Below are 15,212 nucleotides of genomic sequence, written 5' to 3' on the forward strand. Positions count from 1 at the left end.
GTCATCCTTTTGTTTTGCTGTATCGTTCTGCCGCGCGCACAAAGCGGCCCGGCAGGGGCGTGCCCGCCCAGTATAAATGCGGGAAGCCCGCATAGAAATTCTCGTTTGCAAAGCCGCATTCCCACTGCATTTTCTCGTTTTTACGGGCCGTAAATGCAGTGCCGTTTGCGGTGGAATCCCAGTGGTGGAATTCGTGGATGGGCAGCGTTTCTCCGGCGCAGAAGAGCATACTGTCTGCCTTGGCGGTCATTTCGGCATAGCCAAAGCGCACCAGCCTTCCCACCCGGATGCCATCGCCCGGCAGAACGTCTGCCATGGGCCACGCCTTACCGTCGGCATCCTCAAGGCTCCGGCCCAGATACAAAAAGCCGCCGCATTCGGCCGCTGTGGGCAGGCCCGCCTGCACGGCCTGCCGGATGGAAGCCAGCATGGTTTTGTTTTCACTCAGAGTTTTGGCGTACAGCTCCGGGTAGCCGCCGGGCAGATACAGCCCGCCTATATTTTCCGGCAAAACCGCATCCTGCACCGGGCTGAAAAGCACAAGCTCCGCCCCGGCATCCCGCAGTGCGTCCAGCGTTTCGGCATAGGTAAAGCAGAACGCCTCGTCCTTTGCCACCGCAATGCGGACGGATGTGGGTGCAGCTGCTCCCGGCAAAGCTTCCGGCGCAGGCTTTTCGGTCAGCACGGCAAGGCGCTGCCAATCCAGCACCAGTGCATCGGCCAGCAGAGCGATCTTTTCCTGCAGGTCGGCAATTTCATCTGCAGTCTTCAGGCCGAGGTGTCGGCTTTCTACCGCTGCCTGCGGCAAATGGGGCAGATAGCCCAGCACCGGCAGGCCGGTCTCCCTTTCCAGCAGGGCCTTGAGCATTTTATACAGCTTTTCGGAACAATCATTGAGCAGGATGCCCGAAACATGGCTGTTTTTGCGGAAGTTCACAAGGCCCTGAATTTGCGCGGCCAGCGTCACGCTGGCACCCTTGGGCTGTACCACCAGCAGCACCGGCAGGCCCAGCGTATCCGCCAGTTCCCAAGCGCTGGCACGGGTGGTCAGGCCCTGACCATCATAAAAGCCCATAGCGCCCTCGCACACGGCGGCACCATGCCCGGCGGCATAGCGGGCAAAAATGGCCCGCACCATATCCCTGTTGGAAAGAAACAGATCCAGATTGTGGCTGTCCACCTGCAGAGCCGAGCGGTGGAACATGGGGTCGATGTAGTCCGGCCCGCTTTTGAACGCACAGGGGTCGGCCCCGCGCTTTTTCAGCGCCGCCAGCACTGCACAGGCAACAGTGGTCTTGCCGCTGCCGGAAGAAGGCGCGGCGATGAGGAATTGCATCATTTGCGTGTACCCGTAATGAGGAAGATGGGGTTATTGGCCATGAGCAGGTGCAGTCGGCCCGCCGGTTTTGTGCGGCTGACGGCGATCTGCGTTACCTCTGCGGTCAGGCCCCGGGCCGTGAGGGCGGCAATGGCAGCGCCCAGCGTTTCCAGCGCAATGGCCGAAATGCAGATGCGTGCGTTCGGATTCTTGCCGAGCACTTCATCCAGCACGGCTTCCATGCCGCCTTTTGTGCCGCCGATGAACACGGCATCCGGCGCAGGCAGGTCTGCCAGCACATCCGGTGCGCGGCCCTCGATGAGGATGAGGTTGCAAGCATGGAACTTTGCCCGGTTTTTACGGATCAGTTCACAGGCATCCGGTTCACACTCCACGGCGTAAACGCGGCCTTTGGGTGCCGCCAGCGCAAGCTCCACGCTCACACTGCCGGTGCCTGCGCCCACATCCCACAGAGTGTCGGTGGGCATTACCGCCAGCTTTGCCAGCGCAGCAGCGCGCACCTCCTGCTTGGTCATGGGCACCTCGCTCCGGATGAAGCTTTCGTCCGGGAAGCCCGGCGCACGCAGCTGCGGCAGATCAAAGTTTTCCACCAGAAACACGCTGAGTGGTGCAAAGCTCTGCCCCGCCAGCTCTGCAGCAGAGCCGTAGCGGATGGCTTCCGCCTCGGTGCCAAGGTTTTCGCCCACCACGCCGTGGGCTTTGCCCATACCGGCATCGGTCAGCTTCTGGCACAGAGAGGCGGGCGTTTCAGTGCCGCCGGTGAGGAAGAACACCGAACGGTTCATCATGCACTCGGCCACCGGGTCGCAGGCGCAGCCATGGGCCGAGACCAGCTTCCAGTCCTGCCACGGTCGGCCCAGCGCCGCTGAAAGCAGCTGGATGCTGGAAACGCCCGGATACACCCGCGCGGGGATGCCCAGCGCCCGCAGCGGCGTGAGCAGACCGGACGCACCGGAGTAAAATCCGGTATCGCCGCTGTAAAGCACGGCAGCATCCTGCCCGGGGTTTTGTGCCAGTGTTTCCAGAATGTCAGCGGGCTGGTAGAGCGCGAACTGCCGGGCCGTGCAGTCTGCAGGCAGGCCCGCCAGCAGCCGCTTTGCACCGAACACAAGGCCCGCGCTGCGCACAGCCTGCTGTGCCTGCGCCGAAAGGGCTTTCCATTTTCCGCTGCCCATGCCGATCAGTGTGACCATTGCAAAATCTCCTTGCAATACGCTAAAATTTGTGTTTCCGTCTCGCCAGTTTCCGGCGGGCGGCGCAGCACCACCAGCTGTGCGCCGGTATCGGCAGCGGCCTGCACCTTCTCGGCAAAGCCGCCCGCTGCGCCGCCGTCCTTGGTGACGAGATACCGGATCTGGAACTGTGTGATCAACGCCTTATTCAGCGCCAGACTGAACGGCCCCTGCATGGCAATGATGTTCCGGTGCGGGACATTGGCCGCTTCACAGGCGGCAATGCCCTCCGGCGTGGGCAGGACGCGCGGGTAAAGCCGCGCCGGTTCCAGCCCGGCAAACACAGCCAGCTCCTTGGCACCGGTGGCAAGCAGGATATTGCCCTCTGTCCCGGCCAGATATTCTGCAGTCTGCGCTGCTGTTTCAAACACCGCACAGCCGGGCGGCAAGGGGCTTTGCGCACGCAGCAGGCGGCGGTATTCCACGCCCGCCTGCACCGCTGCAGCGCGGATGTTCCTGGTGGCATCCACTGCATAAGGGTGGGTGGCATCCACGCAGAGATCAGCTCCCGCCAGCAATGCCGCCATGGCATCCGGCTGCAGCCGCCCGGCGTGCACCGTGATGCCCGCCATTTCGCCCTGCTCCTCGGCACCCAGCGGCGTTGCCACGCACACCGTTACCGCAACGCCAAGCTCTGCCAGCTTTTTGGAAAAGCGACGGCCCTCGGTGGTGCCGCTGAACACGACCGCCTTCACTTACGGTACCCCCGCGGCGTGACCATCCGGCCCGAAAGGGCGCGGGTATTGCTGTTGCCGATATACACGGTGGTGAACATATCCACCGGCGTGTTTTCCAGCTCGGCCAGCGTCAGCACCCGGGAACTCTGGCCCTCGCGGCCAATGTTGCGCACAAGGCCGCAGACGGTATCATCCGCCTTGCCGTTTGCGCGCAGGATGCGCACTGCCTTTTGCAGGTAGTCCGGCCTGCCCTTGGAGGAGGGATTATAGAGTGCAACACAGAAATCTCCCTGCGCTGCGCAGGCCAGCCGCTTTTCGATGACCTCCCACGGGGTAAGCCGGTCGGAAAGGGAGATCACGCAGAAATCGTGGGCCAGCGGCGCGCCCAGCACAGCCCCACCGCTGAGGGCGGCCGTAAGGCCGGGCACCACTTCTACGGCAACGTCCGGGTAATCCTGCGCCAGTTCCAGCACAGGGCTGGCCATGCCGTAAACGCCTGCGTCGCCGCTGCACACCATCACCACGCGCCTGCCGGTATCCGCCTTTTCCAGCGCCCAGCGGCAGCGGTCGATCTCCTTGGTCATGCCGGTGGAATAATATTCCTCACATGGGAACTCCGGCTCGATCAGGTCAAGATAAAGTTTATAGCCGCAGATGGCATCTGCGTGTTCCAGAACGTTCTGGGCTTCCTGCGTCAGGTAGTAAACATCTCCGGGGCCAATGCCCACCACGTAGACTACCTTTTCCGGTTCGTCGATCTCAAATTCCATCGGGTCAAACATTCTGCCACCTCCAGTCCGGGGCATAGGGCCGCACGGCCAGCGCAAAGGTCACGCCGGTATGGGCATATTTGTGAAAAACGAGTGTCCCGCCTGCGGCCAGCACTGCCGACCGTTCACAGACATTGTCCACGCCGGTAACGCTCTGCACAAAGGCCGAAGGCGTAAAGCTGCCGGGGGCGGCACGCAGCTGTTCCGCTGTGAAAAACTGCACCGGCCAGCTGTGGCTCTTACAGAAGGTCAGCAGGCCCGTCTCGTTTTGTTTTAAGTCGATGCTTGCCGCCGCCGTGATGCATTGCGGCGCAAGGCGGTTCTGGGCACAGAAAGCTGCAAAGGCTTCGGCCAGCGTTTCGGTGCTGGTGCCGCGTTTGCAGCCCACGCCCAGCACGCCGATGTGCGGCACCAGATGCAGCGCATCCCCCGCCGGGCAGAGGGTGAGGGCAAAGTCCGGGGCATCTCCCGCCGTGATCCCATCAGGCGGTGCACCCGCAATGGGCCAGTCGGATGCAAACTGCACCGTTTTGCCCGCCAGCAGTGCACCGCTGACAAGCTTGATGCGCTCCGGCTCCAGCACGGTGCAGTTCTGGTGCTTTGCCCACTCGTCCACCGCAAACACACCGTTTGCGTCGGTGGCTGTGGTGATCACCGGCACCGCACCGCACACAGCGGCAAGCGCCCGGGCAAGGTCGTTGGCACCGCCCAGGTGGCCTGAGAGGATGGGCACGGCAAAGCGGCCGCACTCGTCCAGCACCACAACGGCAGGGTCCTGCGCCTTGCTTTGGCAGTGGGGCGCAATGGCCCGCACCGCAATGCCCACAGCACCTACAAAAACAAGGGCATCGCTCCCGGCAAACTGGCGGGCCGTCCAATCGGCAAGGTGCACCTGCCCGGCTTCATGGCCGCAGCGGGTCACACTGCCGGGATATGCCGCCGCCAGTTTTTGGGCCAGTGCAAGGCCCTTTGCCGTAAAGGCCAGATAGGCGCGGGTCACTGGTCTGTCCCCCTGCGGAACTCGGTGGTAAAGGCCGGGTCGTACAGCTTGCTGCGCTCATAGTTCCGGCCCAGAAAGCCGCCTGCCACGATGAGCGCCGTTTTGGTGATGCCCGCTGCATGAACACTTTCCGCCAGCGTACCTACGGTGCAGCGCACCGTTTTTTCTTCCGGCCATGTGGCCTTATACACCACCGCTGCCGGGGTATCCGGCGTATAGGCACCGCCTGCCAGAAGCGCCTGCTGTACTTTGTCCACAAGGCCGATGGATAGGAAAATGACCATCGTTGCCCCGTGGGCGGCAAGGCTTGCCAGCTTTTCTTTTTCCGGCACCGGGGTGCGGCCCTCCATGCGGGTGATGATGACGGTCTGGCTCACGGTGGGCAGCGTGTACTCTGCATTCAGTGCCGCCGCTGCACCGCAGAAGCTGGACACACCGGGGGTATCATCGTAGGGAACGCCCTCGGCATCCAGCACATCCATCTGCTCCCGGATGGCACCGTAAAGGCAGGGGTCGCCGGTGTGCAGGCGCACGGTGATCTTACCCGCAGCTTCCATCTGCCGCATCACATCCAGCACCTGCTCCAGCGTCATTTCAGCGCTGTTATAAATGGCGCAATCTGCCTTTGCAAGGCCCAGCAGGGCCGGGTTCACCAGACTGCCCGCATAGATGATGCAGTCGGCTTTCTGAAGCAGGGCCGCGCCCCGCCGGGTGATGAGGTCCGGTGCGCCGGGGCCTGCACCAACAAAATGTACCATAACGTTACTCCTTTACCAAAACAGTGGCAAAATAACCGGCCTGTTCCTGCGGCCGCTCAAGGGAAAGATCCGGGTAGACCCGCTCGTCCGGCAGACCGCAGTTGCACACAAGTGCGCTTTTTTTCAGCTTATCTGCCTGCTGCAGGGTATCCAATAAGACAGGCAATTGCCTGCCGGCTTTCATCAATACCTTGGTGCCGGGCATTTCCAGCACGCGGTCTGTCCAGCCGCCGGGCGCAATGGTAAGCGGCGTATCCATGCCGCCGGTCAGCGGCACATTCAGCCGCGCCGCCGCCGCACAAAAGCTGGGCACGCCTGCCGCCATGGCGGTGGCATAACCCCCGGCCTGCAAGATCTCCTGCAGGTAACCAAAGGTGGCATAGATGGAAACATCACCGATGTTCAGCATGGCAACGTCCTGCCCGGCATCCAGATACTGCCGCACCGCGGCGGCGGCTTTTTCGTGCGAAGCCGCCAGCACGGCCGGGTCACGGCTCATGGCAAAGTACAGCGGGACGATGGTCTTGCCGTCCAGCGCTTTTCCCAGCGCACTGCGGGCGATGTCCAGCGCCAGCATCTGGCCGGAAGCAGTCTGCGGCGCGGCCAGCACCGGGCACTGCCGGATGAGCCGCACAGCCTGCAGCGTCATCAGCTCCGGGTCGCCGGGGCCGACGCTGACACCGTAAAATGTACCTTTCAGTTCTGCCATTCCTGCATCAGCTCCTTTGCCGTTTTTGTCTCGCCCAGCGGGCCGTGCTGGTTGGAGAACAGCACCGCGCCCACCCGGAAGGCCCCGCCTGCCCGTCGGTCCAGATGCATCTGGATGGCGGCAAGGATGCTTTCCAGCACCGGTGCACGCAGCTGTGCGCCGTCCAGAATGTCAAGGCAGGCATCCGTGGTGGCGGCATCCATCAGGGCGGCGCACACCTCATGCGCGGCACCGCACAGCGCCGCATGGGCGCAAAACACTTCAGCGCGGCCATCCGCCGTGTGGGAGTGGGTGTTCATGACCCCTGCTGCCAGCTTGCAGAGCTTGCCCACGTGGCCTACCAGAAGCACTTCCTCAAATTTGGCCGTGGCAGCCATATCCAGCGTATCCCCGATAAAGTTGGAGGTCTTGACCACCGGGAACCGCTCGAACTGCGGCAGAGCGCTGGCCAGATAATCCAGCCCGTAGTTGCCGGGGGCCAGCACAAGCCGCCGGGGGCCGGGGGCATTTTTTGCACGCAGTGCGGCCTGATTCATTTCCAGCTGGATGGTATCCAGAATGGCCTGCTGGCTCATGGGTTCCACGATGCCGCTGGTGCCCAGAATGGAAAGCCCGCCCTCCACCCCGATGTGCGGGTTGAAGGTGCGCTTTGCCGTCTCGGCACCGCCTTCCACAGAGATGGTCACCGCAAAGCCGCCGGTGTAGGCAGCATTTTCAGCTTCCCGTTCCAGCGCCTCGGCGATCATCTGGCGGGGCACATGGTTGATGGCGGCTTCGCCTACGGGCTGGTCAAGGCCGGGCTTCGTCACCCGGCCCACCCCCTCGCCGCCAAGGATGCGCACGCCGGGGGCATCCGGTTCCAGCACCACCGATGCAATCACCGGCAGGCCCGTGGTCACGTCCACATCGTCGCCGCCGTCCTTGCGGATGGCACATACCGCACCGGCATCCGTTCTGCGGCAGTAAATGGGTGCCACCTCCACCACAATGCCCTTGGGCGTGCGCAGAGCCACCGTTTCCGGTTCGCGGCCGGTCAGCAGCAGACGCGCCGCCCCTGCAGCCCCCAGCGCGGCACAGGTGCCGGTGGTATAGCCGCAGCGCAGCAGCTTCTGCCCGCTGCGGACGTAATGCTCAAACTGAGGTTTTCCGGCGGGTGCCTTTTCGGCTTCCGGCTCCGGTGTGCCGAACAGAGCCGTGTACTGCTGTTCGGTCAGGCCGTACAGGGTGCGGATATTCTCCGGCTGAAACGCCTGTTCCGGGGTCAGCACGCCGGAAACACCGCCGGGCGAAACGCACACCACCGTGTCCGCTATTTTTTCGGCCAATTCCAGCTCGTGCAGGCTCAGGATCACCGCCAGCTGACCGGTATGGGCCAGCTCCTTTAAAATGGTGAGCAGCTCGATCTTGCCCTTGATATCCAGAAAAGAGGTCGGCTCGTCCAGCAGGATCACTTCCGGCTGCTGGCACAGTGCCCGGGCCAGCAGGATGCGCTGGCGCTGGCCGTCGCTGATGCGGTTAAAATCCCGGCCTGCCAGCTGTGCCGCGCCCACCAGCTCCAAAGCTCTGTGCACCTGCTGCCTGTCCTCAGCAGACAAAATACCCAGCCGTCCGGTGTAGGGATAGCGCCCCGCCGAAACAAAGTCAAAGCAGGTGGTCAGCTCCATCCGGCGGCTGTGGGGAGCCATGAGAGCCAGCTTTTTGGCCCGCTCCGTTCCGGTATAGGCAGTAAGATCCTTCCCCGCCAGCAGCACTGTGCCGCCCATGGGGGCCAGCTGGCCCGCCAGTGTTTTGAGCAGGGTGGATTTGCCTGCGCCGTTGGGCCCGATCAAGGTCAGGATCTGGCCCGGCTGCACCCCGAGGCAAATATCCGAGAGCAGCGGTGTCTTGCCGTAGCCGATGGCAAGCTCCCGCGCAGTGCAAAGTGCTTTTTCGTTCATCATGCGCCCTCCCGCTCTGAATTGCGCCGCACCAGCAGCCAGATGACCACCGGTGCGCCGAACACGGCCGTGACCGAGCTGATGGACAGCTCCGTGGGCGCGAACAGACTGCGGGCCAGCAGGTCGCAGAACAGGCAGAAAGCCGCACCGCCCAAGCAGCACCCCGGCAGCACATACAGCGGCTTTGCGCTGCCCAGCAGCTGCTTGACAAGGTGCGGCACCGCGATGCCTACAAAGGAGATCGGCCCCGCAAAGGCGGTGACGCAGGCCGCCAGCAGGCTGGATAGCAGCACCAGCGCTGCCGAGAAAGGCTTGACATTCACGCCCACGCTGCGGGCATATGATTCGCCCATCTGGTAGGCGGCCATGGGCTTGGAAAGCAGAAAGGATGCCGCCAGCGCAGGCAGCACCACCAGTGCCGCAGCCTGCACATTGGCCCATGTCACGCCGGAAAAGCTGCCCTGCGACCAGTTGTGCAGATTGACGATGTTGGAATCCTGCGCAAAGGCCACCACGATATCGGTGATGGCGGAGCAGATATAGCCGATCATCACACCGCAGATGACCAGAATGCTCATGCGCTGCACCCGCCGGGCCACCGCCAGCACAAAGGCCATGGAAGCCATGGCACCCGCAAAGGCAGCCGCGATCATCGTGGCCGAGCTGGTCAGCATCCCGCGGTCCAGAAACACCACCATGGTCAGGGCCACCGCCAGCTTTGCGCCGCTGGAAACGCCCATAACAAATGGCCCGGCAATGGGGTTTGCAAAAAAAGTCTGCAGCAGGTAGCCTGCCGCGCTGAGGGCTGCCCCCAACAGCGCCGCCATGACCGCGCGGGGCAGGCGCAGCTGCAGGATGATGTTCCCCGCAAGCGCATCGCCGCCCTTGCCCAGCAGTGCCGTCAGCACCGCACCCGGTGCAAGGGATACGCTGCCCCAGAACAGGTTCAGCGCAAAAAGCACAGCCACGGCTGCCGCAAGGGCAATATAGGCGGCTGCAAGGCGTCTGGTACGGGTCATAGGCTTTCCTTTCTGTAAAATTTTCATTCTTTAATCCACATGGGTGAGGAATTTCAGGGTACTGGCGGCAGGTGTGCCCTTGGTAAACACCCGGTTCATATCCACGATCAGGTCTGCCAGCTCCATGCTCTGCTGGAACAGGCTCTGGGTGGTGCACCACACCTGCCCTTCCTTCACCGCTTTGAATTCGTTCAGCAGCGGAAAACGCTCGGTCAGCTGGCTCACCGATGCGATCATGCCCTCGATGGCGCTGTTGTAGATGAGCACATCGGCATCCTTTGCACCTGCATAGAAGTCCTCAAGCGGCAGGTTCATGGTAGCAAGGCTGTTACCATTGTCCGTCAGGTCCGCAAAGACATAGCTGCCGCCCGCCATCTCGATCATGCGGGCCACATAGTCACTGCCCTTGCGCACAGTGGCAAGGTTGTTGGTGGTCAGCGAGAAGAAGGCACAGCTTTTTCCCGTGGGTTTCTGCGAGAGGATGGGCTGAACGGCTGTCTCCTGCGCGGAAAACACCTGCTCGGCCTGTTCTTCCCTGCCCAGCAGGATGCCGTAAAGCTTGATCCACTCCATGCGGGCCAGCGGGTCGCTCTCGTAGCTGGAACGCTCCACCAGCACCGGGATGCCAAAGTGTTCCAGCTGCTCCTTTACCTCCGGCGTGTGCAGGATCATGGTATTCTCAATGGCAAGGCGGCAGCCCGCTGCCAGGATCTGCTCGTAATCCGGGGCGCTGTACTTGCCTGCATACGCGATTTTTCCCTCTTCCATGGCCTGCTGCACCGCGGGCAGATACCAGCCCTCGGCCTTGGTGCCGGAAAAGGCCACGCTGTCCAGTGCGTCCAGATGCAAAAGCAGATCCATCACCGAGGTGGAGACCAGATAAATATTCTCCACCGGCTGGCGCAGCACAGTCACATCAGCAGGCAGACCGTCCACCTCCGCAGCATCTTCCGGCACAACAAGGAACCGTGCATCCGACTCCGCGATGGTCAGCATGGTATAGCCGCCCTCATAGCAGTCCGCTGTGAACTGCTGTGCATAGTCCAGCTTGTAATGATGGGAAAAAACAAGACTTTCCGTATTGGCAGGTTGAGCCTTGCTGCCGCAGCCGGTCAGCGTCAGCGCCGCAGCAGGGATCAGTTTCAGAAATTGGTTGCGAGTGATTTTCATTCAAATATCCGGACGTTTGTCGTTCCGACCCCTCTTGTGAAAAGGCGTTTGGAGCGGCCCTGCGGTTGCGCAGCAATGAAAGCCCCAGTGGGTCTTTCAAGCAGGCGAGCGATCGGCGATAGCAGATGGAAGGGCTTTGCCCTGACAAGCGTCGGAGCCGCGACAAACGCGAAATAAAAAATTGATTTTCCGCTGAGTATGCCCAGAGCGTGAGCGGAGGGCATTCTCAATCGTTAGCCTTCAGACTTGCGGAATCAAAGGTCAGCGTATACTCGATCTCGTGGGGGGTGCTCATGGCAACGGTGTCGGCGGTGACATCCAGTGCGGTATCCAGCGCCGATACCGGAATTTCAAAGGTGGAATTGCCCTCGGTGTTGGTGGGCAAATACTTCTCGCCGTCCACGATCATATAATCATAGTTCGGGCTGCTCCACACGATGGTGGCGGTCATCTTGCCGTCTGCCACGGTCAGGGCTGCGGGGCTCTCCACGGTGGCACGGCCGGAGCCGCCTTCCAGCGTCACATCACAGGTGTAGGTGCCGTCTGCCGGGGTCTCGGCTTCCGCAGCCTTTTCCACGGCATCACGCACGCTGACGACATGGTCGTACCACTTGCCCTTGGTGCCCAGAATAGCCAGATCAAAGTCGGCATCCACAGCAGAGACCGGGATATCGAAGCCGTACACCTCCTCCGAGGTGCCGTCGGAATAGGTAACGGTATCTGTGGTGGGCTGCAGCCAGTCGGCCTCGTGGTCGGCGGCATCGGAAGCCTTGCCCAGATACAGGTTGACGATATGGGTGGAAGCAAGGCTGACATGGAAGGTCATCTGGCCGTTCTCCACAGTCAGGGTGCCCTTGCCGTCGCAGGCTTCGTTGGCGTGGAACATGCTGCTGTCGGTGTCAAACTCGGCGGTATACACACCATCCGGCAAAGCGGCGGTCTCAGCGGCAGAAGAAGCCACAGAGGATGCCGCCTCGGAAGAAGCAGCACTGGAAGCTGCAGAAGATGCCGTGGAAGAAGCGCCGCAGCCCACCAGCAGACTCAATGCCAGAGAAGCAGCGACAACACAGGAAAAAACGCGTTTCATAGGAAATACCTCTACATTATAAAAAATCAGCTTTTATTATACCATTGTTCAGATAAAAAATGAACCCTCTCCACCGGATGCCGCAAAGCGGCCGCGAGACGGAGAGGGTTCTTGAAGATCAACCGTTCAGAGAATCAATGGCAGCCTTGGTGTGGGCGACATACAGGTTCTGGACATCCTCGATCCCACCCAGACCAGCGATCTGGCAGTCGATGCTGTCGAAAGCACCGGAAGCCTTGAACTGGCTCAGCCAGGAGTCGGCATCTTCACCGGCCATATCGTTGTTGGCGTGATCGCCGGCAACCACCATCAGCGGGCGCAGGATGACCTTGGTGTAGCCCGCAGCCTTAACAGCCTCGATGACGTTCTCGCAGGCAGTCTCTTCCGGCTTGCCCTCAACGGTGCCAATGAACACATTGTCGTAGCCCAGAGTCTGCATAGTGGTCTGCATCTGGCTGTAGCTCACCTTTGCGGTGTGCGAGGTACCGTGGCCCATAAAGACAAAGGCGACCTTGTCCGCAGCAGCGGCATCCAGACTGTCGTAGCCGGCTTCCTTCACGGCAGCAGCGGTGACAGCCTTGGCAACGTCTTCCTTATCCTGATTGATGATAGTGGCATCGGAACCGACCTCGCCCAGCAGGGGCTCAGCCACAGCGACAGATTCAAACTTGTCGCGGTAGGTGTCGATCATTTCCATCATCTCGTCGTACTCAGCACCGTGCATCAGGTGGGTGGGCTGGACGACCAGATTCTTCACGCCGTTTTCCACAGCGCGGTCCATGGCCTGCTGCATGTTGTCGATCTTTTCGCCGTCACGAGCCTGCACATGGTTGATGATGATCTGTGCGGTGAATGCGCGGCGCACAGACCAATCCGGGTATGCGGCCTGCAGAGCATCCTCGATGCCCTTGATGTCCTTCACGCGGCTGTCGTTGAAGGAGGTGCCGAAGGAGACCACCAGCAGCTCGTTGTCGCCAATGTCGTCCTGATTGCGGGCATCGTCCTTGGAAGCATCGCCGGTGTCACGGCCAAAGTAGTCGGGGTCGGCGTTCTCACCTTCCACCAGTTCCTTCTGGGTGTCGGTCAGGGCATCCCATGCAGCCTTGGCGGCTTCGCACTGGGCATCGGTATCCTCATTGCGCTCCTGCACATAGATGGCATCGATCAGGTCTGCCACGTTCTTTGCTGCCATTTCGTCAGCCTCCTCGCTGCTCGCTTCGCTGGAAGCGGAAGACGCAGCGGTGCTGGATGCAGTGCCGGAAGCAGCACCGCCGCAGCCGGTGAGCACGCCGGCGCACAGAGCCAGAGCCGTAACAGCTGCGGCCAGCTTTTTGGTTTCGATCTTTCTCATTGTTCTTGTCCTTTCCTGCTGGATAAATTGCGGTTTGAACCAAACAAAGGGTACAGGAAAGAGAGATGAAAAAAGAGGCCCTTCTGTCCTGCGGATGGCATGACAAAAAGACCTCTGTTGTTTCAGGGCTTTTTGGTACAACCAATTCCTCGTGATCTGGGGTTTGCACCCCCGTACCAACAGCAGGCAGGTTTCCTGACTGAAAGATCGCCGCCCGTCATCTCCTTCCCAGAGCAAAAGCTCCAGTGGCTGGTGCAAAGCACCCTGATGCGGACTCCCTTATCACAGTGACGAGATCGTGCGGGATCTGCACCCGCTTCCCTTTTACCCTTTCCGCCGTGCAGTGCATCGGCAAAAGGCACCTGCTGTTTTTCTGTTCAGTTCGTCCGGCATTATATCATAAAACTGCGCAGAATGCAATAAAAAACGGCATCCTGCCTTTTTATAAGGAAGGATGCCGTTTGGAGATCGAGCCAAATGCGGAGCTTACTGGAGCGCACGGATCGCATTGATGGTGATTTTGTACTGGCAGGTCACGCTGTCAAACAGCTCCTTGGTACCTTCCAGTGTGCCTGTGCGCAGCACCTCGGTCAAATCGTAGGTGGGCTGATACAGGTTGGTAAAGCCCAGGTTCTGGCACACGCCCTTGAGCGTGTGTGCCGCACGGAATGCTTCCTTCACATTTCCTTCCTTCAATGCCTGCTCCAGTTTCGGATAGCTGTCGTCGTTCAAAAACATCAGCGTAAATCTGCAGATCATACCTTCGTTGTAAAGCCGCTTGAGCACGTCCTCATAATTTGCGCCCATCTGTCTATAACATTCCTGAATCGTCATGGTTTGTCGCTATGCCTTTCTTTTTCTACTGATCCCGCCTGATTTGCCACAGAGTGACAAAAGCGCCATCCATTTTGTTGCACTTTGTTGCGTTTTAAATATATCACGCCTTCCTGCGTTTTTCAATGCAGAGACAAAAAGTCTTGCACTTTTCACATATTGTCCCGAGTTTTTCTTGCAATTTGCTTATCAATTTCTTCCGGCTGGCTTTTTTCTCCGACTTTGCCGTGCCTGCATGGCTGCAGGGCTTTTCCCGCCTTTGCTCTGCCGTTTCTCTGCACGGAAAACGCATTTGAAGAAAAAGGTAAAAAAACAGTTGACAAAAGCCTTTCTGCATGATAGAATAAACAAGTCGTCCGGCGAAGGACACAAAAAGTGAATATGGGCGTGTTCCCGAGTGGCCAATGGGGACAGACTGTAAATCTGCTGCTTTCAGCTTCGGTGGTTCGAATCCACCCGCGCCCACCAAAAAACCTCAACGTATGAAAGTACGCTGAGGTTTTTGTTTTGCGACAAGGCTAAACTCGTCGGGCGGGTGGATTCGAACAGCATCGGCCCGCCGAATAGTCCGGCGGGCAAAAAAGCCCCTGCGGGGCTTTTTTAGATGCGCGGCTCGCGACATCCACCCGCGCCCACCAAAAAACCTCAACGTATGTAAGTACGCTGAGGTTTTTGTTTTGCTGCAAAGCCAGACTCACTGGGCGGGTGGATTCGAACAGCATCGGCCCGCCGAATAGTCCGGCGGGTAAAAAAGCCCCTGCGGGGCTTTTTTAGATGCGCGGCTCGCGACATCCACCCGCGCCCACCAAAAAACCTCAACGTATGAAAGTACGCTGAGGTTTTTGTTTTGCGACAAGGCTAAACTCATCGGGCGGGTGGATTCGAACAGCTGCGGCACCGTTCAGCAGGACGATCTCCAGCAGTACAAGGATCAGCAGAACAATAAGAACCGTAGTAACCATCGTGTACTGTGCATCATAATATTTTGCAACGGTATTCAGGTTGGTACTCTGTGCATTGATTTTTTAAATTTTTCTTCAAAAAAATCATTGACAATGCTTTCTGTGCATGATAAAATCACATTTGATTTTGAGAGACAAAGCATGGCAGAGTCTTTTCAAAGCAATTTACCATGGACCGCCCAGCGGGGCTAAGGCCATACGGACAGCCGGGTCCACTGCCGACCGGCGGCACAGCCGCCATTATTGATTGAGTGTAGCAGCTCAAATTTTATAAGTTGGTTCCTTTACAACCATGAAATTGCGCAGTCAGTGTGCAGACTTGTGAAACGGTCAATAAAGAGCAGTAAAAGCAGAATTGCTATATAGA

At 59.8% G+C, this 15,212-nt stretch carries 13 protein-coding genes, 1 tRNA gene and 1 riboswitch; of the genes, 1 reads left to right on the forward strand and 13 read right to left on the reverse strand.

Annotated features, from left to right (window positions below):
* Nucleotide 1 precedes the first annotated feature (1 nt).
* The 13 genes from J3348_RS04415 to J3348_RS04475 all read right to left on the reverse strand — a co-directional run bounded on the left by J3348_RS04415 (nucleotide 2) and on the right by J3348_RS04475 (nucleotide 13,856).
* Complete coding sequence (locus tag J3348_RS04415; RefSeq protein ID WP_097775031.1) at nucleotides 2-1,339, reverse strand: cobyrinate a,c-diamide synthase; 1,338 nt, start codon at nucleotides 1,337-1,339, stop codon at nucleotides 2-4.
* Nucleotides 1,336-2,532 (reverse strand): precorrin-6y C5,15-methyltransferase (decarboxylating) subunit CbiE, encoded by a 1,197-nt coding sequence (gene cbiE, locus J3348_RS04420; protein ID WP_207698403.1) that lies wholly within the window; start codon nucleotides 2,530-2,532, stop codon nucleotides 1,336-1,338. The genes J3348_RS04415 and cbiE overlap by 4 nt, the downstream gene beginning before the upstream one ends.
* On the reverse strand, nucleotides 2,520-3,266 hold the full coding sequence (cobK, locus tag J3348_RS04425; RefSeq protein WP_097775029.1) for a precorrin-6A reductase: 747 nt from the start codon (nucleotides 3,264-3,266) through the stop codon (nucleotides 2,520-2,522). The genes cbiE and cobK overlap by 13 nt, the downstream gene beginning before the upstream one ends.
* Nucleotides 3,263-4,030 (reverse strand): precorrin-3B C(17)-methyltransferase, encoded by a 768-nt coding sequence (gene cobJ / locus J3348_RS04430; protein WP_097775028.1) that lies wholly within the window; start codon nucleotides 4,028-4,030, stop codon nucleotides 3,263-3,265. The genes cobK and cobJ overlap by 4 nt, the downstream gene beginning before the upstream one ends.
* On the reverse strand, nucleotides 4,023-5,018 hold the full coding sequence (locus tag J3348_RS04435; RefSeq protein WP_207698404.1) for a cobalamin biosynthesis protein: 996 nt from the start codon (nucleotides 5,016-5,018) through the stop codon (nucleotides 4,023-4,025). Before J3348_RS04435 ends, cobJ begins: the two co-directional genes overlap by 8 nt.
* Complete coding sequence (gene cobM, locus J3348_RS04440; protein ID WP_207698405.1) at nucleotides 5,015-5,776, reverse strand: precorrin-4 C(11)-methyltransferase; 762 nt, start codon at nucleotides 5,774-5,776, stop codon at nucleotides 5,015-5,017. The genes J3348_RS04435 and cobM overlap by 4 nt, the downstream gene beginning before the upstream one ends.
* Before the next feature lie 4 nt (nucleotides 5,777-5,780).
* A complete protein-coding gene (gene cobI / locus J3348_RS04445) occupies nucleotides 5,781-6,485 on the reverse strand; it encodes a precorrin-2 C(20)-methyltransferase (RefSeq protein ID WP_207698406.1) in 705 nt (234 codons plus the stop codon).
* Nucleotides 6,473-8,425, reverse strand: coding sequence for a cobalt-precorrin-5B (C(1))-methyltransferase CbiD (gene cbiD / locus J3348_RS04450; RefSeq protein WP_207698407.1), 1,953 nt, complete (start codon nucleotides 8,423-8,425; stop codon nucleotides 6,473-6,475). The genes cobI and cbiD overlap by 13 nt, the downstream gene beginning before the upstream one ends.
* Entirely contained in the window at nucleotides 8,422-9,441 is a 1,020-nt protein-coding gene (locus J3348_RS04455) for an iron ABC transporter permease (RefSeq protein ID WP_207698408.1), read from the reverse strand. Before J3348_RS04455 ends, cbiD begins: the two co-directional genes overlap by 4 nt.
* Nucleotides 9,442-9,471: 30 nt before the next feature.
* Nucleotides 9,472-10,611 (reverse strand): ABC transporter substrate-binding protein, encoded by a 1,140-nt coding sequence (locus tag J3348_RS04460; protein WP_207698409.1) that lies wholly within the window; start codon nucleotides 10,609-10,611, stop codon nucleotides 9,472-9,474.
* 226 nt (nucleotides 10,612-10,837) lie between these two features.
* A complete protein-coding gene (locus tag J3348_RS04465; protein WP_207698410.1) occupies nucleotides 10,838-11,698 on the reverse strand; it encodes an iron transporter in 861 nt (286 codons plus the stop codon).
* Nucleotides 11,699-11,816: 118 nt separating this feature from the next.
* Nucleotides 11,817-13,049 (reverse strand): sirohydrochlorin cobaltochelatase, encoded by a 1,233-nt coding sequence (locus J3348_RS04470; protein ID WP_207698411.1) that lies wholly within the window; start codon nucleotides 13,047-13,049, stop codon nucleotides 11,817-11,819.
* 167 nt (nucleotides 13,050-13,216) lie between these two features.
* A riboswitch (cobalamin riboswitch) is annotated at nucleotides 13,217-13,430 on the reverse strand.
* A 105-nt stretch (nucleotides 13,431-13,535) separates the two neighbouring features.
* A complete protein-coding gene (locus J3348_RS04475; protein WP_338428051.1) occupies nucleotides 13,536-13,856 on the reverse strand; it encodes an Hpt domain-containing protein in 321 nt (106 codons plus the stop codon).
* 410 nt (nucleotides 13,857-14,266) lie between these two features.
* Here J3348_RS04475 and J3348_RS04480 point away from each other — a divergent pair.
* Nucleotides 14,267-14,351, forward strand: a tRNA-Tyr gene (locus J3348_RS04480).
* Nucleotides 14,352-15,212 lie beyond the last annotated feature (861 nt).

The sequence above is a fragment of the Faecalibacterium sp. Marseille-Q4896 genome (genome assembly GCF_017377615.1).
Classification (GTDB): Bacteria; Bacillota; Clostridia; order Oscillospirales; family Ruminococcaceae; genus Faecalibacterium; species Faecalibacterium taiwanense.